The organism is Salinivibrio proteolyticus, from assembly GCF_001996165.1.
Classification (GTDB): domain Bacteria; phylum Pseudomonadota; class Gammaproteobacteria; order Enterobacterales; family Vibrionaceae; genus Salinivibrio; species Salinivibrio proteolyticus.
In genome coordinates, this window is record NZ_MUFP01000003.1 from 20,549 (window position 1) to 47,040 (window position 26,492).

Annotated in this window: 26 protein-coding genes; 18 read left to right on the forward strand and 8 right to left on the reverse strand. The window is 50.7% G+C overall.

What is annotated here, in order from left to right; translation table 11 throughout:
• From BZJ19_RS02380 to BZJ19_RS02400, 5 genes are all read left to right on the forward strand, one after another.
• The gene (locus BZJ19_RS02380) at nt 1–1,488 is read left to right on the forward strand and encodes a restriction endonuclease subunit S (RefSeq protein WP_077674506.1); all 1,488 of its coding nucleotides are present in this window, start codon (nt 1–3) and stop codon (nt 1,486–1,488) included.
• Entirely contained in the window at nt 1,485–2,285 is an 801-nt protein-coding gene (locus tag BZJ19_RS02385) for a DUF3800 domain-containing protein (protein ID WP_077674507.1), read from the forward strand. Before BZJ19_RS02380 ends, BZJ19_RS02385 begins: the two co-directional genes overlap by 4 nt.
• Before the next feature lie 218 nt (nt 2,286–2,503).
• On the forward strand, nt 2,504–4,219 hold the full coding sequence (locus BZJ19_RS02390; RefSeq protein ID WP_077674508.1) for an AAA family ATPase: 1,716 nt from the start codon (nt 2,504–2,506) through the stop codon (nt 4,217–4,219).
• Nucleotides 4,219–5,340 (forward strand): hypothetical protein, encoded by a 1,122-nt coding sequence (locus tag BZJ19_RS02395; RefSeq protein WP_077674509.1) that lies wholly within the window; start codon nt 4,219–4,221, stop codon nt 5,338–5,340. Before BZJ19_RS02390 ends, BZJ19_RS02395 begins: the two co-directional genes overlap by 1 nt.
• 492 nt (nt 5,341–5,832) lie before the next feature.
• Nucleotides 5,833–7,713 (forward strand): methyl-accepting chemotaxis protein, encoded by a 1,881-nt coding sequence (locus tag BZJ19_RS02400; RefSeq protein ID WP_077674510.1) that lies wholly within the window; start codon nt 5,833–5,835, stop codon nt 7,711–7,713.
• Nucleotides 7,714–7,770: 57 nt separating this feature from the next.
• Here the strand turns inward: BZJ19_RS02400 and BZJ19_RS02405 are convergent, their stop codons facing one another.
• Nucleotides 7,771–8,427: a tRNA-uridine aminocarboxypropyltransferase gene (locus BZJ19_RS02405; RefSeq protein ID WP_077674511.1), complete on the reverse strand. Its 657-nt coding sequence runs from the start codon at nt 8,425–8,427 to the stop codon at nt 7,771–7,773.
• A gap of 87 nt (nt 8,428–8,514) precedes the next feature.
• Nucleotides 8,515–10,020: a hypothetical protein gene (locus BZJ19_RS02410; protein ID WP_077674512.1), complete on the reverse strand. Its 1,506-nt coding sequence runs from the start codon at nt 10,018–10,020 to the stop codon at nt 8,515–8,517.
• Between the two features lie 99 nt (nt 10,021–10,119).
• On the opposite strand from BZJ19_RS02410, the gene BZJ19_RS02415 reads away from it, so the two are divergent.
• Nucleotides 10,120–10,590 carry an EVE domain-containing protein gene (locus tag BZJ19_RS02415; protein WP_077454995.1) on the forward strand — a complete coding sequence of 157 codons (471 nt, stop codon included), beginning with the start codon at nt 10,120–10,122 and terminating at the stop codon, nt 10,588–10,590.
• Nucleotides 10,591–10,620: 30 nt separating this feature from the next.
• Here BZJ19_RS02415 and BZJ19_RS02420 read toward each other — a convergent pair whose 3' ends face one another.
• From BZJ19_RS02420 to BZJ19_RS02430, 3 genes are all read right to left on the reverse strand, one after another.
• A complete protein-coding gene (locus BZJ19_RS02420; RefSeq protein WP_077674513.1) occupies nt 10,621–11,430 on the reverse strand; it encodes a Cof-type HAD-IIB family hydrolase in 810 nt (269 codons plus the stop codon).
• 103 nt (nt 11,431–11,533) lie between these two features.
• Nucleotides 11,534–12,553 carry an alpha/beta fold hydrolase gene (locus BZJ19_RS02425; protein ID WP_157891153.1) on the reverse strand — a complete coding sequence of 340 codons (1,020 nt, stop codon included), beginning with the start codon at nt 12,551–12,553 and terminating at the stop codon, nt 11,534–11,536.
• A gap of 129 nt (nt 12,554–12,682) precedes the next feature.
• The gene (locus tag BZJ19_RS02430) at nt 12,683–14,281 is read right to left on the reverse strand and encodes an AbgT family transporter (protein WP_077674514.1); all 1,599 of its coding nucleotides are present in this window, start codon (nt 14,279–14,281) and stop codon (nt 12,683–12,685) included.
• Between the two features lie 252 nt (nt 14,282–14,533).
• On the opposite strand from BZJ19_RS02430, the gene BZJ19_RS02435 reads away from it, so the two are divergent.
• The 4 genes from BZJ19_RS02435 (at nt 14,534) to BZJ19_RS02450 (ending at nt 17,112) form a co-directional block, all read left to right on the forward strand.
• On the forward strand, nt 14,534–15,544 hold the full coding sequence (locus tag BZJ19_RS02435; RefSeq protein ID WP_077674515.1) for an acyltransferase: 1,011 nt from the start codon (nt 14,534–14,536) through the stop codon (nt 15,542–15,544).
• 133 nt (nt 15,545–15,677) lie between these two features.
• Nucleotides 15,678–16,037, forward strand: coding sequence for a DUF4145 domain-containing protein (locus BZJ19_RS02440; protein ID WP_069590252.1), 360 nt, complete (start codon nt 15,678–15,680; stop codon nt 16,035–16,037).
• Between the two features lie 133 nt (nt 16,038–16,170).
• Nucleotides 16,171–16,800, forward strand: coding sequence for a lysoplasmalogenase (locus tag BZJ19_RS02445; protein WP_077454998.1), 630 nt, complete (start codon nt 16,171–16,173; stop codon nt 16,798–16,800).
• Nucleotides 16,801–16,809: 9 nt separating this feature from the next.
• On the forward strand, nt 16,810–17,112 hold the full coding sequence (locus BZJ19_RS02450) for a putative signal transducing protein (RefSeq protein WP_069590256.1): 303 nt from the start codon (nt 16,810–16,812) through the stop codon (nt 17,110–17,112).
• Between the two features lies 1 nt (nt 17,113).
• Here the strand turns inward: BZJ19_RS02450 and BZJ19_RS02455 are convergent, their stop codons facing one another.
• Complete coding sequence (locus BZJ19_RS02455) at nt 17,114–17,380, reverse strand: DUF1145 domain-containing protein (protein ID WP_069590257.1); 267 nt, start codon at nt 17,378–17,380, stop codon at nt 17,114–17,116.
• Nucleotides 17,377–17,988: a 16S rRNA (guanine(966)-N(2))-methyltransferase RsmD gene (gene rsmD / locus BZJ19_RS02460; protein ID WP_069590258.1), complete on the reverse strand. Its 612-nt coding sequence runs from the start codon at nt 17,986–17,988 to the stop codon at nt 17,377–17,379. Before rsmD ends, BZJ19_RS02455 begins: the two co-directional genes overlap by 4 nt.
• Before the next feature lie 613 nt (nt 17,989–18,601).
• Between rsmD and ftsY the strand changes: the two genes are divergently transcribed.
• The 8 genes from ftsY (at nt 18,602) to BZJ19_RS02500 (ending at nt 25,976) form a co-directional block, all read left to right on the forward strand.
• A complete protein-coding gene (gene ftsY / locus BZJ19_RS17420) occupies nt 18,602–19,417 on the forward strand; it encodes a signal recognition particle-docking protein FtsY (protein WP_420876424.1) in 816 nt (271 codons plus the stop codon).
• A gap of 2 nt (nt 19,418–19,419) precedes the next feature.
• Complete coding sequence (gene ftsE, locus BZJ19_RS02470; protein WP_069589049.1) at nt 19,420–20,088, forward strand: cell division ATP-binding protein FtsE; 669 nt, start codon at nt 19,420–19,422, stop codon at nt 20,086–20,088.
• On the forward strand, nt 20,003–21,025 hold the full coding sequence (ftsX, locus tag BZJ19_RS02475; RefSeq protein WP_420876421.1) for a permease-like cell division protein FtsX: 1,023 nt from the start codon (nt 20,003–20,005) through the stop codon (nt 21,023–21,025). The genes ftsE and ftsX overlap by 86 nt, the downstream gene beginning before the upstream one ends.
• Nucleotides 21,026–21,145: 120 nt before the next feature.
• Entirely contained in the window at nt 21,146–22,009 is an 864-nt protein-coding gene (rpoH, locus tag BZJ19_RS02480) for an RNA polymerase sigma factor RpoH (RefSeq protein WP_069589047.1), read from the forward strand.
• A 316-nt stretch (nt 22,010–22,325) separates the two neighbouring features.
• Nucleotides 22,326–22,658: a thiosulfate sulfurtransferase GlpE gene (gene glpE, locus BZJ19_RS02485; protein ID WP_069589045.1), complete on the forward strand. Its 333-nt coding sequence runs from the start codon at nt 22,326–22,328 to the stop codon at nt 22,656–22,658.
• A 15-nt stretch (nt 22,659–22,673) separates the two neighbouring features.
• Nucleotides 22,674–23,504, forward strand: a complete 831-nt coding sequence (glpG, locus tag BZJ19_RS02490) for a rhomboid family intramembrane serine protease GlpG (protein WP_077639817.1) — start codon at nt 22,674–22,676, stop codon at nt 23,502–23,504.
• 233 nt (nt 23,505–23,737) lie between these two features.
• Nucleotides 23,738–25,099 carry a glycerol-3-phosphate transporter gene (gene glpT / locus BZJ19_RS02495; RefSeq protein ID WP_077639818.1) on the forward strand — a complete coding sequence of 454 codons (1,362 nt, stop codon included), beginning with the start codon at nt 23,738–23,740 and terminating at the stop codon, nt 25,097–25,099.
• A gap of 85 nt (nt 25,100–25,184) precedes the next feature.
• Nucleotides 25,185–25,976, forward strand: coding sequence for a DeoR/GlpR family transcriptional regulator (locus BZJ19_RS02500; RefSeq protein WP_077480948.1), 792 nt, complete (start codon nt 25,185–25,187; stop codon nt 25,974–25,976).
• Between the two features lie 14 nt (nt 25,977–25,990).
• Here the strand turns inward: BZJ19_RS02500 and BZJ19_RS02505 are convergent, their stop codons facing one another.
• Complete coding sequence (locus tag BZJ19_RS02505) at nt 25,991–26,410, reverse strand: flagellar basal body-associated protein FliL (protein ID WP_069589058.1); 420 nt, start codon at nt 26,408–26,410, stop codon at nt 25,991–25,993.
• Nucleotides 26,411–26,492: the final 82 nt, after the last annotated feature.

The window sequence follows — 26,492 nt, forward strand, 5'->3', positions numbered from 1 at the left end:
ATGTCAGAAGTTAATTTTCCATCTGACTGGGTAGCTTGCTCAATCTCTGATGTAGCCCAAGTTAATCCCAAAAAAATAGATGCAGAACCAGATACAACATCTGGCTTTGTACCAATGGCCTTAGCTCCGGTTTCATTTTCTGATTCATTGCGTTATGAAGAGAAATACTGGAAAGAAATCAAGAAGTCTTACACTAACTTTCAAAACGGAGATGTTCTCTTTGCCAAGGTAACACCTTGTTTTGAAAATGGTAAAGCAGCTATTGTTGATGGGTTGCCCAATGGTATAGGTGCAGGAAGCTCGGAGTTTTATGTCTTAAGACCTCATACTCCTTACTTCTTGCCTGAGATTTTATTTGCGCTAATCAAAACACAAAAATTTGCGAATGATGGTGCGGCAAATATGACTGGGGCAGTTGGCCTACGACGTGTACCAAGAGCCTTTGTTGAAAGCTTTGATGCTCCGATGATTCCAATAGCTGAACAAAAAGTCATTGCCGAAAAGTTGGGCAACCTGCTAGCGCAAGTTGAAGCGACCAAAGCTCGACTAGATAGTACGCTCGAAACGCTTAAGCAGTTCCGTCAATCGGTGTTGGCTGCTGCAGTTAGTGGGAAGTTGACGGAGGATTGGAGAGCAGAGAATCCTTCGCTGGACCCAATTGAATTAAGCGAAGTCGGAGCCTATTGGTCAGAGCAATATAAGAGCAGTGGAAAACGACTTCCAAAATTGAAGCTGCATGAGACTGAAGCTTTAGACGGACTACCAGATACATGGTTAGATACTAAAATCGGGCATGTTTTTGATGTGCATGTAGGTGCAACGCCTAGTCGCAGTAACCATGATTATTGGGATGGTGGTATTCATTGGGTAAGCAGCTCAGAGGTTGCTTTTTGCCGGATTTCATCAACCAAAGAGACAATCACAGAATCAGGGCTTAACAATACTTCTACTAACCTACACCCTCCAGGTACAGTTATGCTAGCGATGATTGGGCAGGGAAAAACTAGGGGACAGGTTGCAATACTTGATATAGAGGCTTGTCATAATCAAAACACGGCGGCACTTCGAGTACCTAAAGGTTTTGCAGTTTCAGAGTTTTTATACTTTTTTTTGACAAAGCAATATGAAGAGACACGAAGAGTTGGTGGTGGTAATAACCAGAAGGCTTTGAATAAGAGCTTTGTGCAATCCTTGCCACTCCCGTTGCCCCCACTAGAAGAACAGCAAGAAATCGTCAATCGTGTAGAAAAGCTCTTTGCTGGCGCAGATGCCTCCGAACAACAAGTCAACCAAGCTCTAGAGCGTGTTAACAACCTCACACAGTCTATCCTTGCCAAAGCTTTCCGTGGTGAGCTAACTGAGCAATGGCGCAAAGACAATCCTGAGCTAATATCGGGCGAGAACTCTGCCGAGGCATTGCTTGAAAAAATCAAAGCTGAGCGGGCTGCTGTGAAGCCTAAACGTAAAAAAAGGAAAGTTAACGCATGACTGAGAACCCGCAGCGAAGCGAGCAAGAGACGCTGATTGGTCAAAAGCGCGGCTTTAGTGACTTTGTCGTTTATGTTGATGAAAGTGGTGACCATAGCCTGACATCTATCGATCAGGATTACCCTGTCTTCGTGTTGGCGTTTTGCATTTTTTATAAAGGGCACTATTTATCTAACGTTGTACCCCAACTTCAACAGCTTAAGTTTGACTACTTTGGCCACGATTTGGTGATTTTACATGAGCATGAAATCCGCAAAGAGAAAGGTGATTTCACCACATTCAAAAATCGAGCGGACAAAAATCAATTCCTAGGTCGTTTAAGTGAAATCATTGACGAAAGTAATTTTATCTTGGCTTCTTGTGTGATTGAGAAGAATGAGATACGTAACCCTGAAGAAATGGGTAACCCTTATCATATTGCTCTCAAGCACTGCTTAGAGACTTTGTATGATCTGGTGACAGAAAAAGGTCAGCAAGAGCTTGAGACTCATGTCATCGTAGAGTGCCGAGGCAAGAAGGAAGACAACGAGCTCGAGTTGGAATTTCGCCGAATCTGCGATGGTGAAAACAAGTACCAGCGAGATTTTCCCTTTAAGATCCGCATGGCGTCGAAGACTTCAAACTCGGCTGGGTTACAGTTGGCAGATTTAGTGGCAAGACCTATTGGTAGGCATGTAATCTACCCAGCTCAGGTAAACCAAGCATTCGATATCTTGCAGAAGAAATTTTACTGTGAAGGTGGCCGATGTGCAGTTGGTCAAGGCTATGACCAATGGGGATTAAAGCATTTTCCGTAGTATTTGAGAGGGGCTGTACTAAGTTTACCAGCCTCCAGATAGCGAAAAACCTCGATGATACTCACCGAGGTTCCGACGCCGACCGGGCACTCCCAATCCACTTGCGCTTAGTATAGTGGACAGCCCAGAAAAAATTCAAGCACTATCTTACCACATTGCGTGGTAAATCATTTCCTCATAAGCGCGGGGTGATGACGCAAGCGTAAAGGATAACACTCGTGAAGTTACTCTCGTTAAAGCTGAACGGTCAGTACAAAGGGCTTAAAGATCAGCATTTTGATTTCTCTCGAACTCAGGGAAACATCGTTGCATTAATCGGTCTCAACGGTTCTGGTAAATCGCAGTTACTTGAGTTAGTGGCGGAAATATTTGGCTATTTAGAGCGTGATTTACGCAAAGATTTTAAATGTCGCAATTGGTTCCCATCACTGGCCATCGAAATTTGTTATACCAATCAACCCTATGACTCTGAAGATCACGTTAACCGTTATTCTGTCAACATTAATGAACAAGGTGCTGTAACTATCTATTGCGATGACATATTGATTGATCTGGATAGTGACGGAAGCTCAGGGATAGAAGAACAGATTTTACCAAGCCAAGTTATTGGTTATTCATCAGGTTTGAACGAGAACTTGCAGCGTGCTTTCATGAAGAATACGGTGCAATACTTAGACGTAATGAATGCTAGGCGAGCTTGGGAACGACGACTATCTTCAATCAATCAATCTCGAGATGAAAAAGGGAAGTACCTAACCGAAGAGGATATCGATTTAATTGGTCGTCAATCTTCAGAGGCATATAATTACTATCAGACACGATACCCATCAATATTTCCACACTTACCACAAGGCTCAACAGTAGCAGATATTACCGATATTGGTCTGAGGGCTACCCCTCTCCCACGTCTTAAATATTTTGACCAAGATACGACTGCTTTAATGTTGGCAAGCATGGGAATGTTGCCAGAAGAAGTGCAGTTGCGCGTTTGGCAAGGCAAACAGCGCTTCAACAAAATTCATTCCGTTACGTTTCGTTATGATCTGCGCAAATTCACTCACGATGCGGGTGCACTATTGGACATCGCCAAGCTGATTGAATGTTTAGCTGATAGTCCATCCTGTAGCTTTCAGCCGTTACCGAGAGTGAGTAAAACCTCAGAAGAATTTTTTAACCAGTTCGAATTGGACTACCTAGCGGGCGAAATCACGATTGATTTTAGTGACTATCGTGTGCAAGAGATTTTGGAAAGTAGCTTTTTTACTTCACAAGTATTATTTGAGAAGTTATATCGCTTGCACCTTCTGGCGGCAGAATTTTGGAAGGGTGAAACCAAGCGCGAGCTGAGACAAGATAATTTCGACCGTTCAGCAAAAAGACCACAGAAGTGGAAGTCGCCAATTCACGTTCTATCGCTCAAGTTGACGGACGGTCATCAGTGTATAGAATTTGATGACTTATCCGACGGTGAAGCTCAGCTGATTCAGATTTTATCCGTAGGTTATATCTACAAAGACAGTAGAGCATTGTTTTTACTTGATGAGCCGGAAACTCACCTCAATCCATCCTGGCGCACATACTTCCATTCTTTTGTAGAAGGTGTTGTAGGCGAAGATAATGAGAAAGGTCAGCTATTCATATCGACCCATTCACCTTTTATGGTTTCTTCACTTAAGAGAAGTAATGTCTATCAATTTCATCGTTCTGAAAACGGTTCGATAGATATGAACATGGCAAGAAATGAGACCTATGGTGCTTCGTTTGATGTATTGATTAAAGACCTGTTTGAGCTTCGCTCACTCATCTCTCAGAGTGTGATAGATGAAATCCGAGAGCAGCTAAAGTGTGGCGATAGTCACGCCGCACAATGGATAGAGCAGAACCTAGGGTTATCAGCAGAAAAAGCTTATTTGATTAGGAAATTAAGCCAGTAATGTTATTTCGTTTATCACTCAACACACCTAAATTCGAGGTGTTCAGGCTGTTGAATGCTGAACTGTTACACTTCCTTGAACATTCACTAAATAAGAATGACTTTGATCGAGGCCTATTCACTCAAGGTGATATTGGTCAATCTTGCTGGGATAACGCGAGAGAGAACGATGCTAGAGCAACAAAAGACTTAACGAGGGATAAGTTTGAAAAGCTATTTATTGCCTTAAACCAATCAGGAGAAGCGATTAAACGACAACTGTTCGAAGCAATGCGTGACCAGCAAAACATGAGAGACTTTTTCACAGCCCCGAACAGAGATCTCCTTCTCTTTCTTCCACAACCTTGCTTTGTTGCTTTGAAAAAAGTGGCAACTCATCTGTACTGCGCAACGAAAGATTTGGGGCCAATAATTGCAGCATCTGGTGGTAGTGACATTATGTCTCACTTCAATGCGTTCCGCGCACATGCTGTTAATGGAAATGTTTGTAAGGCTTGTGGGATGGAGAAGCTTGCTGTTTTTAGGGCTGGAGTGGTAGATGGAGATCAGTGGCGTGCTGATTATGATCATCAGCTTTGCAAGTCCAAATACCCTATTTTTGCTGTTCACCCAGATAATCTGATCCCTTTATGCGATGTCTGCAACCAAGACGCCAAGAAAGCAAAGGATTTATTCAGAGATTCAGATGGTCATGAGCGACTTACCTTCTATCCATTCAATGAAGAAGCGAAAGAATTGATTTCAATACAATTTGAAAACTTGCGAGATCCTGAGCCTACTATCAAAGTTAGGTGGGCAACACGTGATGATGAGCTTCTTAACAAGCTCGACACGTGGGACGAGGTTTATGAAATACGAAATCGAGTGGAAGGCCAGTTTCGCTCGCTGGAAGCAATCATTGAAGATGAAATTAGCCCAATGGATCAAGCACACCTTGAAATGAGAATACGAGATGAAGCACGCCCCAAATCGATAGATACACTGAAAAGAAAGGAGTGGGCGTTTTGGTATCAGAAGCTATTTTCGGTGCTTGAACAAATCGATATGAGCCCCTTTATTGCTAAATGGGACTTTGTACAGCAGCAAGCCTCTGATGGAGGTGACTATATTATGAACGATTAGGTTTTCCTGAACGATAGCTTTTATCGCTGATTTACAAGAGTCCGAGTGATGAAAAGTCTATCAAGTAATGACCCCGCCAACGTCGTATTGCTTGGCAAACTTGCCGCTGAACAACTGAATAAAAGGGAGCTGTCCGTTATAAACCTCCTCTCCACCAGCCCAAATTCAAATTTATCTCAAGCGAGATCAGATGTTTGCTTTTGTGTTGTTTGCAACAAACTGCCTATCATAAGCGATGGTTGGTTTATGTGATCTTTATTCTAAATATTCTCTAGTTGACTGTTTTTTGTCTAAAAAATGGCAATCTTTGTTGCGCGCTGTTACATTAGCGCGCGCTTGCCATGTCGGATAAAAATTATCCGGCGCTGTGAACCCGCGACGCGCAGGATGGGCTCGCGGTACCCTAGGGACGGGGTGACGGCTGTTCACTATTGCTACCTCGGTTATCGGGGAGTTTGGAATTAACCTGTCGTTGCTTTGAGAGCCGTTCCCATGCAGTTATCACTAAAACAAAAATTAATTGGGGCATGCTTATCTGCTGTATTGCTGATGGCCGCCTTTCTCACCTGGCTTGCTGTAAGCCAAATTCAAGCCCAAACCCAGTCGAGCATCTATAGCCGCGTCAGTGGTATCGCCGATGCGGCGACCGAGTCGATCAGCGGTTGGGTGCAAATCCGTGCTGATATCACCAGTGCCTTTACCGATTACACCAGCAGTAGCCATCGTGTGAGCTATTTACAGCAAGCGCGTGAGGCCGGTGGGTTTGACGATATCTATTATGGTACTCCCCAAGGCGCCATGTATCGCTCGCGCCCAGAACGCAACCGCGATGATTATGACCCTCGCGCCCGCCCGTGGTACAAGCAAGCCGTGAGTGCAGGTAGCCCGATTATTACCACCGCCTACAGTGATGCGATTACCGGTGCGATGTTGGTGACCTTGGCCGAGCCGGTGCGTCGTAACGGCGAATTAATCGGTGTGGTGGGCGCAGATGTGTTGATTGACCAGCTGATCCGTGACGTGACCCAATTAAAAGTGGGCAAAAATGCGAACGCGATGCTGTTAGGCGCCGATGGCACCTTCCTCGCCCACAAAGACAAAGCGCGCTTGCTAAAACCGTATCGCAGCTTGTCTCCTGAGCTGAATGAAAACCGCGTGCGTCAGGCGTTGGCACAGCAATCGCTGGTGGAACTGCCTGTCGATGGGGTTGATAAACTGTTTTATTTTGCCTCGGTTCCTAACACTGATTGGGTACTGGCCATTGAGCTGGATAAGCGCACCGAATACGCCAGCCAGCGTAATACCTTGTTCAATCTGGTGCTAACCGCGGTGGTGATCACTTTGTTGGTGGCCGGTGCCGTGACGTGGTTGATGCACGTGTTGTTCCGTGACTTGCTCAATGTATCCGCCGCGCTAGAAGAAATTGCCTCCGGTGAAGGGGATTTAACCCAGCGCCTTGAGCCACACAGCAATGATGAAATTGGCAAACTCGCCAACAACTTCAACCGCTTTGTCGGCAAAATGCACACTATGGTGTCGCATTTGCGCCAGCTGTCTGGCTCGCTCAAGCAACAAGCCGAGCTAACCGCAGCACAAGCCGAAGAGCGCTCTACCCGGATTGGTCATCAGCAAGATGAAATCAATATGGTGGCGACCGCTATTCATGAAATGGCCTCGGCGACCCAAGATATTGCCGGCAATGCCGATAATACCGCGCGCACCGCCCAAGAGACTGAAAGCGTCGCCAACGATGGCGGCCAGCAAGTGGAGCAAAGTAAGCACTCGATCACCGAGCTTGCCCGTGAAGTGGAAGCGGCGACCGGTGTGATTGGTGAGCTCGACCAGCATGCGCATAGCATTACTAGCATCTTGTCGACCATTCAAGAAGTGGCCGAGCAAACCAATCTGCTGGCGTTGAATGCCGCGATTGAAGCAGCACGCGCCGGTGAGCATGGCCGTGGCTTTGCGGTAGTGGCCGATGAGGTTCGGATTCTAAGCCAGCGCACTCATGCTTCAACCACCGAGATTCAGCAGATGATTGATACCTTGCAGCAGGCAACCGGTCGCGCGGTGACCATGATGCAAGACAGCCAGCAGCGTGCTCATGCCAGTGTCGAAGATGCTAGCGCGGCGAACGAAAGCTTGAGCCAGATTGTCGCGGCGGTGAGCCAAATTAGCGATATGGCCACCCAAATTGCCTCGGCAGCGGAAGAGCAATCGAGCGTCACCGCGGAGATCACCCGTAACTCAGAGGGCATTCGCGATGTGTCCAATGAGCTATCGACCGAAGCGGATGAAGCCGCGCGTCAAGCCGCGACGTTATCCGAGCTTTCTCATAGCCTCGAGCAAGAGATCAGCCGCTTTAAGCTGTAGCCCATAAACGACGTAAACGCCGAGCATGGCAGCGCGCTGTGCTCGGCGTTTTTTTGTTCACGCGTTTGGCGTCAGCACCTTGGGGGCGGGGAGCGGTGTAGTGTGATGGTGGCGATCGGCCTCGTAGCTCTCCATAAAGTGGACAAGAAAATGGTCCAGCTGCGTGGCGGCGTTCACGTCGCCTTGGCTTCGTAGTAATGCACTCACCGCTTCACTGGTACACAGGTGTCCCGGTGGCTGGTTGCGCCTAAGCGTATATTGCGAGGCGGCAGTCGACGGCAAACTGACCCGCGGCAGACGGTTGAGCCACGGGCTTTTATTGAGCATTTTTCGCGCCTGCTGCCAGGTTGCATCCAGCACCACAAACTGTAACGGCGCGCGAGAAACTGACCTATCCGCGCAAGAGATAGACCGAACCGCGTCAGCGAATAGTCTATCGGCGGGGACGGCATCATCACTGGGAAACAACAACCAAGGTGACACATCACCGCGCGCCCAGCTGTCGAGCAAGGCTTGCGGTGGTTGTTTGCGTTGCCAAATCTCTATCTGAGTGTGGGGTAGCGCCGCTTTAACCAGTTTGCCGGTGTTGGATTGGCGCGCCGCTTCGTTTTCGTGCATCACCAGCACGCATTGCAATTGGCTTTCTAGCGGCCAATAGCAGTGACAGATACAGTGATAGGTAAAACCGCACTGGCGGCAGGGCGAACGGGCCATCAGACTCTCCTCAAGGTGTCAGGTTGCTATTGTGCGCAAGTCCGACAAGGAATGCGAGCCCGCGTGGCACGGGCACGCGCGTCTGCGTTATTCTTCTCCCAATACCGCCCCTTGTTGGGTGGCATAGATGCCATCGGCAAATAATGCGGTGTCTGAGCCATCCGGTTTGGGCGCGCGAGGCGCAGTGCTGGGGTTGAGTGGATAACGCTGCCCATCAAATCGCATCACATGGTGGCCGGCAGGCGCACCGCCACCACCGACCGGCACGACCAAATCATGCCAACCCTGGCTTTGGCTGCGAGCTAATAAAAGGGGCACATGCACCAGTGTCATGCGGCTATTAAACTGCCAGCCTTGCGCCTCGCCTTTAAACACCAATAAGGTGCAGCCGCCACTGCCACAGCTGTCGGTCAAAACCAACAGCTCAGGCTGCCCGTCTTGATTGAGGTCGTGGGTAAGCCAGCGATAAGTGAGTGGGCCGGATTGACCGTTATCGCGAAGGTAGTCTCTGAGTGCTTGTTCAACGCGCGGGTTTTTCTCGGCGCTGCCTTTAACGCCGGTTTGGTTCGATACGTTCACGGCATCCCCGACTTTGAGCCTTAGCGTTAACCCGTCGTGACCCAGTGAATAGGTGTTGCCATTAAAGGTTTCCTCGGAGGCGGTGAGGGTAAACCCGTTGCGTGTATATATGCGCTCAGACACCACCATCTGCTCACCGCTGCGGGTGGTGAGCACTTGCACTTGATTTTCTCCGACCGGCTGCCAAATCCCGGTTTCTTTGGTCACCGTTTCCCCTTGCGGGTGGTAAGTGGTGATGGCGCTATGATCAGGCAGCAAGGTAAGCTGTGTGGTTAAAACCGGCTGACCGGGGCTTTGACTTTGCCCTTGATATTCGCCCGCCCAATGCTGCGAGTGATCATACGAGGGCAGCAGAGCACAGCCTTGGTAAGTGCGTTGGGACGTTTTTAGGGTCGCGCGCCAACCGTACAAGGTGGTATCACTTTGCTGGCAGCCAGTTGCGGTTAGCGTTAATGCGGCATTGCGCGCACGGAAATGGGCGGTGCTGTCATCCATCTGCTTTCCTGTCAGCGGTATCTCTTGGCTATCCCCGTCGCTTTCCCACGCCATATTATGTTCGCCAACGGCGGCGGACCACATGCGTGGTGATTGTCCGTCCGCCAAGACGGCGTGGCGGGGTTGCGCGCAGCTATTGAGTTCGGTAGTGACTAGATTGATACGCGTCATGGTGACTGACGCAGGGTAGTCCGCGCTGAAACCACGGCTTTCCACTGGGGTAAAGAAGCCTTCAAATTCACCATACACAGGCCCACCCAGTTGATCGAGTGCCGTGCGTTGCTCATGGCTTAAGTTCAGCCAGTATTGCTTTTGACTGCCACAGGGTGTGAAGCTGGCCGTTTCAGGGCTGACAGAGACCATACCACTGAGCATAAACGGGGTCGGTGTATGGCTGAGCCCCGAGTCTAGCGTGTCACTGCGATGCCCCAGTTCAACAGGGCCTTTCGATGAGGTACAGCCGACTAACGTGAGTAGGCTAGCGGTGGCGATCACCAGTAAGCGATGGGGACGTTGCACACGACACTCCTTGTGAATAATGGGCTCGTGCCAGACTTGCACCGACACACACTGACGGGCAAGATTGCCGACAACTGTATCGAGTGAGAGTGAGCCAACATGGGTTATTGGTTATTTAAAACAGAGCCAGATACGTTTTCGATAGACACCTTAAAGCAGCAAAAGGTTTCATGCTGGGAAGGGGTACGCAATTATCAAGCGCGTAATATGTTGCGTGATGAGGTTAAGGTAGGCGATCAGGTGTTGATTTACCATTCCTCTTGTAAGCATGTTGGAGTGGCTGGTGTGGCGACCGTGACTCGCGAGTGTTATCCCGACCATACCCAATTTGAGCCAGACAGTGGCTACTTTGACCCTAAAGCCACGCTAGAATCCCCGCGTTGGTTTATGGTGGATGTGGCGTATCAGCGTCATTTACCGTTGATTACGCTGGCGCAGATGAAGCAAAACCCTGCGCTGGCTGAGATGCCGTTGGTGAAAAAAGGTAACCGGCTGAGTGTGATGCCGGTTACCGCAGCGCAATGGCAGGCCATTCTGACGATGGCGGGGGAGTCGTGCATCGTCAGATGACATCCTTGGCTCACAGTGTGAGCCAACCGCTTAGGATTGTGGTGCGAGCAGATGCGCGTTTAAGTAGCGTGCAACTGCCTCATCGGCGTGGCTGCCAATAATTGCGTTGTCCGACAAGGTGGCTTTGACGCGCGCTTGTGCGGTAGCCATCACCAAGCCGCGACCGGCGGCGCGCAGCATCTCGACATCGTTCATGCCATCACCAAACGCGATACAGTCGGCCAGATTGAGCTGATGACGACGCGCGACTTCTTCGAGTGCGGCTCCTTTGGACACCCCATTGCCCATTACTTCCAAGCAGAAGGGAGTCGAGAAAGCGATACTGATGCTATCGCCGTATTGCGACAAAAACTGATGCTCATATTTGAGTAAGTGGTCGTGATCATGACGAATAAAGAAAATCTTCGCGATGTTATCGACCGGTGGATTCTCCACATCAAACTCTTTGGCGTTAAAGCCAGAGTCTTGGTGATAGCGTGCGAGCTCTTCATCCATTTTGCTCAACAGCCAATCATTATCGCGATATAGGTGAATGGTGACGGTTGGGTCGTGCTTCACCTCGTTAATCAGGTTTGCGACGATCGCGGGATCAACGTTGTGCTGATACACCAGTTGGTCATTGCTGTCGTGTACACGGGCACCGTTAGAAGTGATCATGTAAGCAGGGATCCCCACGGTTTCACGAATGCTTGCCACATCAACATGATGACGTCCGGTGGCGAACACAAAGTGAATGCCTTGCTGGTGGAGTTGTTGCAGCACCTGCTTGGTATAGGGGGCGATACGGTGCTCGGGGGTTAGCAAGGTACCGTCCAAATCAGAAGCGACGAGTTTGTACATCATGTCCTCATTGGTTCAGGCGATCATAATCACAGTATGCTCTGAGTCTACTGCAACTTATTGGGGTTAAAAAGGGAACAGTATCACTGTCTTTTTTCCGCTTTTACTCGCCAACATAGCGCGAGAAAAAGGCATCAATCTCACGCAGTGCTGTGACTCTGTGATTATCCGTTTCGAATAAAATTTCATGCCGAGCACCGTCGAACGTTCGCCATTGGCTGGATTGACCGGCTTGTTTACGCACGGCGTGAAATTGCGACATCGCTGGATTAGAAACGATCAATTCTTCGCCCGCTTGGCAGATAAACGTCGGGGTGGTCAGCGAGGGAGCAAGGGCCAGACAGCGCGTCCCCGCGGCTAATCCTTCCGCTATCCAACGCGCGCTGGGCCCACCGATTTGTAGCTGTGGTTGGTTGATATAAAGCTGGCGAAACCACGCATAACGGGCACGAGAATGCGTGAGACGATTTTGCTCAAAGGGTACGTGGCGATAGCCGACTTGGCCGGGTCCAAAGCGTGGAGGATGTTGATAGCGCGCTAAGGAGCGACATAACCAAGGTGCGATACGTCCAAGCCAAGGGCTCACTTGCACACCAAACATGGGGGCCGTCAGCGCGATAGCCTGCACAGCCCCCGGATACTGGTGGGCGTATAAGGTGGCAATTGCCCCGCCCATTGAATGGCCGAGCATAAACCAATCATCATAATGACGGTGGGCGCGGACTTGTTGCATGAAGGTCGCCACATCCGCGACATAATCATCAAAGCGTTCGACATGGCCCAGATCGCGTGGCTTTAAGACCAAGCGTTGAGACAAGCCTTGGCCGCGGTGGTCAAAGCTGTAGACGTCATAGCCCATCTGAAAGAGATCGTAGAAGATCTCTTGGTATTTCATCACGCTTTCAATCCGGCCATTAATCACCACCACCGCTTTGGTGTGCTTGGGGTGAGTAAAACTGCACCAATGCAGTCTCAGGCCGCCTTCGCCATGAAATGTGCCTTGTTCGCGCTGTTGCCAAAAGGGGGTAATGGCGTCTTTAAAGGCATCGGTAAATTGGGCTTCCCGCGCCATTGCGTCAGGGTCAAAGGCCGCCGGTTTATCGGCATGAGCTGGGGTTGTCATTGTCATTGCTTACCATCGCTGTGATAAAGCTACTATAACCGCCTTCGGGTAGGGATGAAAATGACGGGATAATGAAAAGAAAAAGGCAAGCATGGCTGCATGCTTGCCGAAATCATCCCGCTGGGGGAATTACTGATTGAAGTTGTAATACGTTTCTGCGCCGGGGCCGACAGGCAAACCTAGCACAAAGACCCAGACGTAGAACAAGATGCTCCATCCCACCATAAAGATCATCGAGTAGGGCAGCATGGTCGCAATCAAGGTGCCCATACCGAGGTTTTTCACATAACGGGAGGCGACCGCCAGAATCAGGCCAAAGTAGCTCATCATCGGCGTAATAATGTTGGTGACGGAGTCGCCAATCCGATACGCCGCCTGAATGGTTTCTGGGGCATACCCCACCAGCATCAACATAGGCACAAAAATCGGTGCGGTGATAGCCCATTGCGCGGACGCCGAGCCGAGCGAGAGGTTAATCAGGCCACACATCAAGATGAAGGCAAAGAATAATGCTGGCCCGGTTAAACCGATGGTCTGTAAAAAGTCAGCGCCGCCGACCGCAATCACTTGGCCAAAGTTGGTCCATTTGAAGAAGGCGACAAATTGGGCGGCGAAAAATACCAATACGATGTACATGCCCATAGCGCTCATCGACTTAGACATTGAATCAATCACGTCGCGATCGTTATTGATGGTGCCGACGGTGCGACCAAATACAATACCGGGAACGGCAAAGAACACCATGATAAAGGCAACAATCCCTTTCAAAAACGGTGACCCTGCCACTTCACCGGTTTCTGGGTGACGAAGTGGTCCCCACTCTGGGACGATGGTCAGCGCCAAGATACCACTGACAATCAACATCGAAATGCCGGCATTACGAAGACCGCGCTTCTCGTCCTCACTCAGTTTGCTGGCAGAGGCAGCGGTGACATCTTCCGAGGCTTGGTTGTGGTCATATGCCCCTAACTTGGGCTCGACAATTTTATCGGTGATCCACGCGCCGACAGAGGCGATAAAGAAGGTGGAGACAAACATGAAGTACCAGTTCATCTCTGGGCCGACGCTGTAGTCTGGGTCAATCATTTGTGCTGCCGACTCGGTGATCCCAGACAATAAAGGGTCGACCGTGCCTAACAATAAGTTCGCCGAGTAACCGCCGGACACGCCTGCAAACGCGGCGGCAAGGCCAGCCAATGGATGACGACCCAATGAGTGGAAGATCATTGCGGCAAGTGGGATCAGAACGACATAACCTAGCTCCGCAGCGGTATTCGACACGATACCGGCAAACACGATGGTAAAGGTCACGGTACGGCGCGATGCCCCCATTACCAGCCCGCGCATCGAGGCCGACAATAGCCCCGAATGCTCTGCGACCGATACACCCAGCATGGCTACTAGCACGGTGCCGAGTGGGGCAAAGCCTGTAAAGTTTTTCACCAAGTTGGTGACTATCATTTGCAAGCCTTCGGCGTTTAGTAGGCTTTGCACATAAATCATGCCATCAGCGGCACGTCCTTTCGCGCCCTCAGGGCGAGGGTCGGCGACGGCAAGATCAAAGTAACCGGCAATACCGGACGCGAGTAGAATCGCGACACAGAAGATTGCGAACAGTGTCACTGGGTGAGGAAGCAAGTTGCCGAGCCATTCGACGGTATCGAGAAAGCGCGTAAACAGCGTGCGCTTGTGCGGCCCACCTTGTTGCTCAGTGGTACTTGAGTGCATGTCATCGTCTCCTTGGTTGAACTGCATTTTCCCGTCTCTGGGAAAAGGAGGCCGGATGTTAATTGTTTTTTTAACTATATTGCAAGATTAAACACTAATTTTTAACTCAATAACCCGATCCGTGTACTGGTTTTATGGATAAAAACTGACATATTTGACTGTATCTTTGCGCATTTGTCGGTTATCTCACCGTAAGTTCGCGTAATATGTTGGGAGCGTCTGACAACCTGAAGCGTAAAAAGGTGTTAACAAATGCAGGATGATTCTTCCCAAGGGCATATCGACTATCTCGATGGCTTACGTGTGCTGGCCGCCCTGTTTGTGGTGGCGATTCATGTATTGGGCCCCTATCGTATGGAACTGGGTCAAATTCCAGACAGTGATTGGCTGGTGGCGGTAGGACTCAATACCGCCAGCCGCTGGGCAGTACCGGTGTTTATCATGATCTCGGGCTTGCTGTTGTTGTCGGCGAGTAAACCCTTTAACTGGTCACACTTTTTGCGTCGGCGGGTGATGAAAGTCGTGGTGCCTTTTGTGGTGTGGTCTGGCGTGTTTGCGGTGATTGCGGGGCTTTCAGCGCAAGGCTTTTCCCTAGCGACCACGCTCTCGACTCTACAAGCGGCGCCATGGCATGAAACCTATTACCACTTGGGCTTTTTCTATTACTACATTCCCTTGCTGCTTTGGGTGCCGGTGTTGCGACCAGCATTAGCTCGTTTGCCGTCTGCCGCCGTCGCACTGGTCGGCTTACTGTGGATTGGCGTGACAGCTTGGTATTTAGCCGGAGGACAAGGATGGTGGCGTAATGACTTCATCTTGTATGGCGGCTATTTATGGCTAGGTTTTTGGTTGCACCAGTACCCGCGTGCTCGGGGGTTGTGGTGGGGCTTGGGCCTGGCGGCACTGGGTGCAACCATGTATCAGGTTTTAGCGACCAGCCTTGCCCACCAACGCTATATCACCCAAGGTTGGCTGTCATACACCACGGTGAATACCGTTTTAATTAGCGCCGCAGTGTTTCTGGCTGTGCGTGCGTTGATGGCGGGGCGGGCAAGCCCGGCATGGCTCGCGAAACTGAGTCGTTATAGCTTGGGCATTTACCTTCTCCATCCGCTATTTTTGTGGCCAATACGTGCTTATTGGCCCACGTTATCGCCGGCGTGGTGGTGGATCCCAGTGCTCACTCTGTATGCCTTCAGTGGCGCCGCCTTAGTCACGGCGTGGCTGCAGCGCCACCGAGGCACTGCTTGGCTGGTTCCTTGATGGGCGGCCAAGCGGTCAGACGTGTAGGGTTAATCTGTTGGTCAAGATCGCAATCGTGATAGACCCGCCATCCAATCGACACAAAAACCGCCATACTGTATAAACTGGTTAGTGACCAGCGAAGGGAGAAACCATGGATGAAGTAGCAGTGGTGATCAAACACAGTCGGCGTTTAGAAAGCCTGCTGCGTCAGCATTACCACGCGGATGGAAAAGGCTTGCATCAGCTTATCGATAGCTGCCAAAAACGTTTGCCCAATGATGTGATCGGCAAGCTGCGTTTTGTGGCGACGATCCGCAACAAAGTGGTGCATGAAGAAGGCTTTGAAGTGGACGACTTACGCCAATTCGTGTCCGTGTGCAAAGCGTGTGAAGCGGAGCTGGTCCCGCGCAGTCATCGTTTGATTTGGCGGCTGGCAGCCGGTCTTATTTTTCTCTTTACTGCCGGCGCGCTTTGGTTTTATGCACAAGTATGGCCTCAGTGGAGTGGCTAACACCAAAGGCGAATGGCGTTGCTTTCTCTTACCATCATTTTTTCTAACTGGATCTTGTTCTCACCAAGGGTAGCTGGACATCTGCCCAACGCGGCATAGACTTGGCGTCCTTGTCGTGAAAGGAATGATAATCATGTGGAGCTGGTTCGCTGTCTGTTGTTCTGGACTGCTACATATCTCCGCAGCCTACCGTGGTCCTCGCTGGCAGTTTTATCTGTTTAAGCCGCTCACTATAGTGCTGCTGGTACTGATTGGCAGTACCCAGATTACCGAGTCGACTTACGCTCAGCTCGTGCTCTCGGCACTGCTGCTTTCGCTGGTCGGTGACATCTTCTTAATGCTGCCCAAAGATCGGTTTGTGCAGGGGCTCACCAGCTTTTTGTTTGCCCATATCGTCTATACCGTCGCGTTCTGGTATCAGTTTGATGGCCATATTGTGTGGTGGTTGCCGTCCTTGCTATCCGGGCTCGGGATCATTGTCTTTTTGTTATTGCTGCCCAGCCTCGGTAAGTTAGCGTTGCCAGTGGCTGTTTATATTGCCGTGATCGTACAAATGGCTTGGGCGGCCGGCGAGTATTGGCTCAATACCCACTCGACGCCCGCAGCATTGGCATTTGGCGGGGCCATTTTGTTTATGATCTCAGATACGGTGTTGGCGTTTTCACGCTTCAAAGGTGAATTTCGTGCTTCTCAGGCAGTGGTGATGACGACCTACTTTATGGCTCAAGCCCTGATCACCGCGTCAGTGATTTACGCATCGTGAGGCGACGGGGTGGAAAAGGTCTATCAAGCCAGTAATACACTTGAAGCACACAGCCTGAAGGGGTTGCTGGCGAGCCATAATATCCCGTGTTTGCTAAAAGGTGAGGCCTTAAGCGCTGCAGTCGGTGAGCTGCCGACCGACGTACAAGGTGTCACGCTTTGGGTGGCACCAGAGCATACCCATCAAGCGCGCGTGTTACTCCAAGAGTACGAAGCACAAAGTCAGACGCGCTGGGTGTGCGGTCATTGTGGTGAGGATAATGCGGGCAGTTTTGAGTTGTGCTGGCAATGCCAACACAACCGTGATGACTAGCTCAGACCATATATTTTCGACGAATATCGAGCAGCGCGAAAATACCAAAAATCAAAATGGACCACTTCTCCCAACGCGTCATCGCAATTTTATCGCCAAACGCGCCTAAGAAGATCAGCATCTGCAATCCATGCATCACCAATAAAAAGCCAGTCATAATATACAGCGCCATCGCGGCCACGCCCGGGAAGGGGTGAAACATATTGGCAATCAATACCAACCAGACAAAGGCGATGGCAGCTTTAGCCAGAATAATCAGTGCTTTCATGCATCCTCTCTAAAATACAGTCGATAGTTGACTTGGCCCGCGGATTTATCTCGGTGCAACCGCCAATTCGCCGGTGCATCGTGCGTGCTGAGTTCATTCTCGGCTTCGACATAAATACAGGCATCGGGTGACAGCCAACCTTGCGATTCTAGCGCATTCAGGGTGTCTGCCAGTAATCCTTCTCGAAAGGGAGGATCAACAAAGACGATATCAAACGGTTCACCCTGATGGCCTGCGCGCAGTTTGGCTAAGGCGTCGCCTTGTACCACATTCGCCTGCGCTGCATGTAACTGGGTGAGGTTGGTGCTCAGCTGTTTGGCCGCTTGAGGATTCATTTCGCAAAATGTGACCCATGCAGCACCGCGTGAGAGAGCTTCAAACCCCAACCCGCCGCTACCGGCAAAAACATCCAAGCAGCGGGCACCAGGCAGATAGGGGGCTAACCAGTTAAACACCGTTTCTTTGACTCTGTCTGTGGTGGGGCGCAGGCCTTGCGCATCCTGTACTGCCAACTTACGGCCACGCCAGCGGCCAGCAATAATTCTCACAGTACCTGCCGCACGTGATGGCGAAGCAGATGAAGGTTTCCGGGAGGCGCGTTTAACCATAGATTTTTTGACCGTAAAGAAGGTGATAGACTATGCCGATTCGGTAATGTGCCGCTGATTGTACCAAGCATGCTTTAGGATTTGCCAATGGCAGAAAAAAAGAAACGTGGATTAATGTCGTGGCTGGGTTTCGGCCGCAAAAAAGAACAGCCAGAACCAGAACAAGAATCGCATACTCAGCCGTCAGACGTGGCGGAAGACGCGGTGGAGTCAGCCACATCGGTTGATAGCCTCAATGATCAGGCTGCATCACAAAATGAACAAGAAAGCCTTGCGCCTGAGGTAGAAAGCGACACGCATACCGTGCCAGAGCCAGAGCCAGAGCCAGAGCCAGAGCCAGAGCCAGAGCCAGAGCCAGAGCCAGAGCCAGAGCCAGAGCCAGAGCCAGAGCCAGAGCCAGAGCCNNGAGCCAGAGCCAGAGCCAGAGCCAGAGCCAGAGCCAGAGCCAGAGCCAGAGCCAGACTCACACTCACAATCTACTGCGATTCGCGAGCGGGAAAAACCGCAGCGCGAAGGCTTTTTTGCCCGCCTAAAACGTGGCTTACAAAAAACCAAGACCAACTTAGGATCTGGGTTCTTTGGCCTATTTAGTGGCAAAAAGATCGATGATGAACTGTTCGAAGAGCTTGAAGAACAGTTGCTGATTGCCGATGTGGGCATGGAAGCAACCACCAAAATCATTGATAACCTGACCGATAAAGCTAGCCGTCGCGATCTGAAAGATGGGGAAGCCCTGTATGGCATTCTCAAACAAGAAATGGCGCAGATGCTGGAAAAAGTCGAACAGCCGCTGGTGATTAGCGATCAAAAGCCCTATGTGATCTTAATGGTTGGCGTGAACGGGGTGGGCAAAACCACCACCATCGRCAAGATGGCGCGTCAATTCCAAGACCAAGGCAAATCGGTGATGCTAGCTGCTGGTGACACCTTCCGAGCCGCCGCTGTCGAGCAACTTCAGGCTTGGGGCGAGCGTAATCACGTACCTGTGATTGCCCAGCACACCGGCGCTGACAGTGCCTCTGTGCTTTATGATGCGATTGAGGCGGCGAAAGCCCGTAATGTGGATGTGGTAATTGCCGACACCGCGGGACGCTTGCAAAACAAAGCCAACTTGATGGAAGAGCTGCGTAAAATTGTGCGTGTAATGCAAAAACTGGATGTTGGCGCGCCGCATGAAGTGATGCTGACCCTTGATGCTGGCACCGGACAAAACGCGATCAGCCAAGCGAAACTGTTTAATGACATTGCGCCGCTAACCGGTATTACCCTCACAAAATTGGACGGGACCGCCAAAGGTGGCGTCATTTTTGCCGTGGCTGAACAATTTAATATTCCCATCCGCTATATTGGGGTAGGCGAAGGCATTGAGGATCTTCGCACCTTCAATGCCAATGACTTTATCGAGGCCTTATTTAGCCGGGAGGAGTAACCGTGATCCAGTTTCAGCAGGTCAGCAAAGCCTATCGAGGCGGCCGCCAAGCACTGCAAAAAGTGAATTTCGACTTGCCTAAGGGTGATATGGCGCTACTTACCGGCCACTCTGGCGCGGGAAAGAGCACCTTGCTGAAGCTGATTTGTGCCATTGAGCGGCCCAGTGATGGGCAGATTTTTTTCAATGGTCATGATATTTCTCGGATCCCTCGTCAAGATGTTCCCTTTTTGCGCCGTCATTTAGGGATCATCTTTCAAGATCACAAGCTATTGATGGACGCGACTGTGTATGAAAACGTCGCGCTCCCTTTGCGTATTGAGCAACAGTCAGACAACGAGATCAAAAAGCGGGTTTCGGCGGCGCTGGATAAAGTCGGCTTACTGGATAAAGCGCGTTGTTATCCTATTCAGTTGTCAGGGGGTGAACAGCAACGTGTTGGAATTGCCCGTGCGGTGGTGAATCGTCCCCAAGTGCTGCTGGCCGATGAGCCAACCGGTAATTTGGATGCTGCATTATCGGCGCAAATCATGGAGCTCTTTCGCTTGTTCAACCAAGTGGGCGTTACCATTCTAATGGCCACCCATGATACGTCCTTGCTTGAACAATATCGCCATTTGCGTCGTTTTGAACTCAATCAAGGCAGCTTGGCGGAGGTACGTCATGGCTGAAGGCTTTGTACAAACCCAGCGCCGACACGCACGCGCGGCATGGCAAGATCTCTTTCAACGCCCGGTTGGGAATTTGCTCACTCTGACGGTACTGGCCGTTGCCCTGTCTTTGCCAGTCACTTTCTACTTACTGGCTAAAAACGTCTTGGCAGTGACCGACCAATGGCACAACCCAGCGGAGTTGAGTGTCTATCTTGATAAAGCGCAGACCGAGGCACAATCGCAAGCCCTTGCTAGCGATATTCGCGGTTGGTCTGATGTGGCCAGTGTGACCTATATTTCGCCTTCACAAGGGCTCGATACTTTGCGTGTCCAACGTGGCTTTGAGCAGGCCGTTAGCTTGCTCGACAACAACCCACTTCCGGCGGTGTTAGTGGTCGTGCCGCGCGTCGATGTGTCTGACTCTGACAGCGGAACACAGGTTGCGCTCAGCCAAGTGGCGCAAGGGTTATCGGCGAAGCTCACTGCATTGGATGGTGTCGAAGAGGTTCGTCTCGACAGCGATTGGCTAGCCAGACTGGAAGCGATCAAGCACATTGCTATCACCTTGGCTTGGTTGTTCTCGGGGCTGATGCTGGCAGCGGTGCTGCTAGTGGTCGGCAATACCCTGAGGCTACAGGTGCTCCATCATCAATCCCGTATTCAAGTGATGAAGATGGTGGGGGCAACCGACAGCTTTATTTTGCGTCCCTATCTCTACATGGGCGCTTGGTTAGGCGGATTGGCGGCGGTGTTGGCATGGGTGATTACCGCATTAAATACGTTTTTAATGGATGCGGCGGTTAGTCAATTGGCACAGCTTTATGACAATCGCTTTACGCTCACCGGACTTGGTTGGGATGAATCTTTGCTATTGTTGATGGTGTCCACCTTATTAGGGGTGTTGGCCGCGGTGTTGGCGACACGTCGTCATCTAAAAGAAATTGAACCTGTGTAGACTTATTGCGGTCATAGAGCACGAGACACACAACAGGGCTTGCAGTTTTACCCCGCTTGGGTATATTTTTGCATGCTTAATCAGCAATTCGGTCTTCGACGATTCGGAAACGAGGTTTGAATGACAAAAGAGATGTACGCACTGGCCCCCATCGCACAGGATAACTTAGACAGTTACCTGCAGGCGGTGAATAGCCACCCCATGCTCACTGCCGAAGAGGAGCATGCGTTGGCCGAGCGTCTCCATTACCATGGTGATCTTGAGGCAGCGAAATCGCTGATCCTCTCACACTTGCGTTTTGTTGTTCATATCGCCCGTGGATACACCGGATACGGCTTACCCATGGCAGATTTAGTGCAAGAGGGTAACATCGGCTTGATGAAAGCGGTCAAACGCTTTAACCCAGAAGTCGGCGTTCGCCTTGTCTCCTTTGCGGTGCACTGGATCAAAGCCGAAATTCACGAGTACGTGCTGCGTAACTGGCGTATCGTTAAAGTGGCAACCACCAAAGCACAGCGTAAGCTGTTCTTTAACCTGCGCAAAAACAAAAAGCGCTTGGGGTGGTTTAACAACGATGAAGTGAACATGGTGGCGGAGCAACTTGGTGTTGATGCAGCAGAAGTCCGCGAGATGGAAGCACGTCTCGCCGCGCAAGATGCGACCTTCGAAGCCCCAGCAAACGCCGATGATGAGCGTGATGGCGCCGCCATGGCTCCAGTCTACTATTTAGAAGACAAGAGCTCTGACGTTGCGGCCTCGCTAGAGGCGGAAAACTGGGAATCGCACGCGAACCGTCGTCTTGCCCATGCACTGGCTGCATTGGATGAGCGAAGCCAACACATTGTTCGCGCACGTTGGTTGGATGATGACAAGGCCACGTTGCAAGACTTGGCGGATCATTACCAAGTGTCGGCTGAGCGGATTCGCCAGCTTGAAAAAAATGCGATGAAGAAATTGAAACACGCCATGGGTGACGCTCTATAGCGCTATCCATGCGAATAAACCGGCCTGCGGGCCGGTTTTTTTATATCTGTTGATCATCAGAGTCGGAAAGTTTCACGCAACTTATTCACAGCTTATCCATGATCAGATCTATATCTAGTGGATCCTCTTCGACGATCTTCGCTTATCAACGCAATCCACACCTTTTTCCACAGACGATCAATAAATAACCATAACCTAACCTGTCTAACAAGCGAGGCGGCCTAAACTCAGGTACAATGCCGCTTATAACGAGCGGCGCGATAGCATCGTGCTACATAACTTTGGGAATAACTCTGTGAGTGGAGTGGAATTAGGTATGGATCAGTTTGCTCATATCTCTGTGACCGATGCGTGGGAAATGCTGCGTGATGATCAGCAAAATGCAGTATTAGTGGATATTCGCGATCCACAAACCTTTCAAGTGGCGCACTCTCAAGGTGCCTTTCACTTAACCAACGACACCTTGGTCGCCTTTATGGATCAGGTCGACTTTGATCAACCCGTACTGGTGATGTGCTACCACGGCATTAGCAGCCAAGGGGCGGCACAGTATTTAATTAACCAAGGGTTCGAGTCTGTCTACAGTGTCGATGGTGGCTTTGAGGCTTGGCATCGTCAGGCCCTGCCGACTGAGTCAGGACTGGAATAGGCGCAAGGAGCCTCTATGCAAAAAATGGCGGTACTGCCTAACGCTCGGCTGGCGCAGGCATTTGTCGATTATGCAGCAGCGCATAAGGTGGCGATTGAACTGGCTCCGGAAGCGGATGCCCAAGTGGCGTTATGGCTGGTCGATGACAGCCAAGCCGCCTGGGTTGAACAAGAACTGGCCCGTTTTGTGGCGGAGCCTATGCATAGCCGCTATCAAGCTGCTTCTTGGCAGGTAGCGGAAACCCGTCACGCTCGGTTTCATTATCCCTCCGCAGGGTTATGGCAAACGGTGAAAGACAAATCTGGACCAGTGACGATTACCGTGATGATCGCGTGTGCCGCCTTGTTTGCCATGATGATCTTGGGCGGGTTTGAGGTCGTCGTGCGCAGCTTGCTGTTTCCCGCTGACAGCGAGCAGCGCTGGCAATTGTGGCGGTTGTTTAGTCACGCCTTGCTTCATTTCTCGGCGCTACACATCGTCTTTAACTTGCTGTGGTGGTGGGTACTTGGGGGACGTATCGAGCAACGGGCTGGTGGCAGCAAGCTGATGCAGATTTTCCTCTTTGCCGCCCTTTTTTCCGGTCTGGGGCAATATTGGCTGGAAGGGCCTTATTTTGGCGGCTTATCCGGCGTGGTTTACGCGCTTTTAGGCTATTTATGGTGGTTAACGTGGCTCGCCCCCGAGCGCGGGTTAACCATTGAGAAACCGTATGTCGTGTTTATGTTGGCATGGTTAGTGATTGGGTTCTTCCAACCACTGGGTATGAATATCGCCAATATGGCGCACGTGTTTGGTTTAGGCGTCGGTTGCTTACTCGGCCTTTGGGATGCCAAACGCGCGGCCTAACATTGTCCGTCAAACAAACGCAAACGAAAAAGAGCAGATTACTGCTCTTTTTTTATTCGAACGCACATTTTTATTGTTCTAGATCGATAATTTATGTTCGGATTCACGGTTTTTGTTTTCATTTTGAGTAAATATTCCACCCGTTGAGCGTATTCGAATATTTCAATGCTCACTCTTTTGATTTGTAACCCTTTTACCTATCCATCGCGTACATCTTACTGAGGAACCCTCTCATGTTTGGAATCTTTCGTCCGGCACCTCACCGGCAAAGATTGCCAGAATCGCAAGTCGGCTCAACCTACACCCGACTGCGTTGGCAATTGTTTATTGGTATTTTTATCGGTTATGCCGGTTACTACCTAGTGCGTAAAAACTTCAGCTTGGCGATGCCATTTCTTATTGAAGAATATGGTTTTAGCCGCGGCGATCTTGGCTTTGCATTAGCTGCTGTCTCGATCGCTTACGGTCTGTCCAAGTTCCTCATGGGCAGCGTGTCTGACCGCTCTAACCCTCGCTACTTCTTAAGTGCTGGCCTGTTAATGTCATCGTTGGTGATGTTCTGCTTTGGCTTTATGCCGTGGGCAACCAGCAGTATTACCATCATGTTTATCCTGCTGTTTATTAACGGTTGGGTGCAAGGCATGGGCTGGCCGGCTTGCGGGCGTACCATGGTGCACTGGTGGTCACGCCGCGAGCGTGGTGAGTTGGTGTCTGTTTGGAACGTGGCGCATAACGTGGGGGGCGGCTTGATTGGTCCGCTATTCTTGCTTGGCCTGTGGCTGTTCAATGACGACTGGCGTGCCTCTTTCTATGTCCCGGCGTTTTTTGCAGCCTTGGTCGCGGTATTCATCTGGTTAACCCTACGCGATACCCCGCAATCATGTGGTTTGCCACCGATTGAAGAATACAAAAACGACTATCCAGAAAACTACGACGAAGAAGCCTTTGAGAAGGAAATGACCGCCAAAGATATCTTCGTGACGTATGTGCTGAAAAACCGTCTTTTGTGGTACATCGCGATTGCTAACGCCTTTGTCTACTTGATTCGCTATGGCGTATTGGACTGGGCACCTGTGTATCTGGATGAAGCCAAAGGCTTTACCGTCGATAAGTCCTCATGGGCTTACTTCCTCTACGAGTGGGCGGGGATTCCGGGCACACTGCTGTGTGGTTGGATGTCAGATAAGTTCTTCAAAGGGGCACGAGCGCCGGCGGGTGTGCTGTTCATGGTCTTAGTCACCTTGGCGGTATTAGTCTATTGGTTTAACCCTGCAGGCAATCCGGGCGTCGATATGGTCGCGCTGGTGGCGATTGGCTTCTTGATTTATGGTCCTGTGATGCTGATCGGCTTATATGCGCTTGAGCTTGCACCGAAAAAAGCGGCCGGTACGGCGGCAGGTTTAACCGGACTATTCGGTTACCTCGGTGGTGCTGTGGTGGCCAATATTGCATTGGGTTATACCGTGGATCACTTTGGTTGGGACGGTGGCTTTATGCTCCTTACCGGTGGCTGTATCTTGGCGATTTTCTTCCTATGCTTAGCATGGGTAGGTGAGAGCCGAGTGCGTCGTGAGTCACCGGCACATGCTGCCTAAACAATCAGTCTTGGCATTGCCCATAGGCAATGAGTAAACTAGAAAGCCCCCGTGACCGCGGGGGCTTTTTGTAAGGGGAGATGCAGTGAAGCAAAACAAACGTCATCAGCAAATCATTGATCTGGTTAAGTCACAAGGATACGTGAGCACGGAAGACTTGGTTGAGCGCTTCAATGTCAGCCCGCAGACGATTCGACGCGATCTCAATGAATTGGCCGCAGAGAACCACATTCGCCGCCATCACGGTGGGGCGACCGTACCGTCGAGTTCGGAAAACACCGCGTATGCAACGCGTAAGGTCTTACAGCAGCACGAAAAAGACACCATTGCTCAAGCTTTGGTGAAGCACATTCCGGATGGCGCAACCTTGTTTATTGATATCGGCACCACACCGGAGGCGGTCGCGCGCGCGTTACTCAATCACCATAACTTACGGGTGGTGACCAATAACTTAAATGCCGCTGCTATCTTAATGCCCAAGCAGGATTTCACCCTGATTATTGCAGGGGGCGAAGTGCGCAACCGTGACGGGGGTATTGTGGGTGAAGCTACCCTCGATTTTATCTCCCAGTTCCGCCTCGACTTCGGCATTTTGGGGATCAGTGGCATTGATGATGATGGGTCGCTGCTCGATTTTGACTACCACGAGGTACGTGTCAAAAAAGCGATTCTAGATAACAGCCGCTGTGTGATGCTGGCTGCCGACCATACCAAGTTTGGTCGTAATGCCATGGTGAATCTTGGCAACATTACCCAACTCGATATGGTCTTTACCGATGCCGAGCCACCGAGCAATGTGCGCGATATGTTGTTAGCGCAAGGTGGCCACCTTGAAGTGGTGCCCAGTGATGCTGAGCAAGATGCGTTATCCGCGTAGCGGATAACGATCGCTTATTGGTATAGGTACTTGGTAAACAAGAGATCGGCGAGAATGCGTCGATTGGTTTCTGCTAATAAGAGCTCATTGACGCGCTCTAGGCAGGCTTTACGGATTGCTTCTCGACCGGATAGCGATTTTATCTTGGTGACGGTTTGCTGACTCAAGGTCTCGATGATGGCATCACGGATCAGCGGCGCATGATATTCCAGCTCACGCACCAGTTTCGGGTCATCGACCATCAGCTCCACTTTGACATTGATAAAGCCGAGCCGGCTCCCCTCAGTGACATAGTTGGTGGTGATCTCAGGCTCTAGGGAAAAGTAGCTGTATTTGGGCGCTTGTCCATCACCCTCTGCTTCAGCGAACACGGCCGAGCTGGTCAGTAATAATAGGCCGACCAAGGCCATCCATAAGGTTTGAATCTTTCTCATATCCACCCAGCAATTCAGTTGCTCATATGATAGGGTTAGGCCGCCCTGCATTCTCCAATCGGGACTGGCTTGCTACAATTGC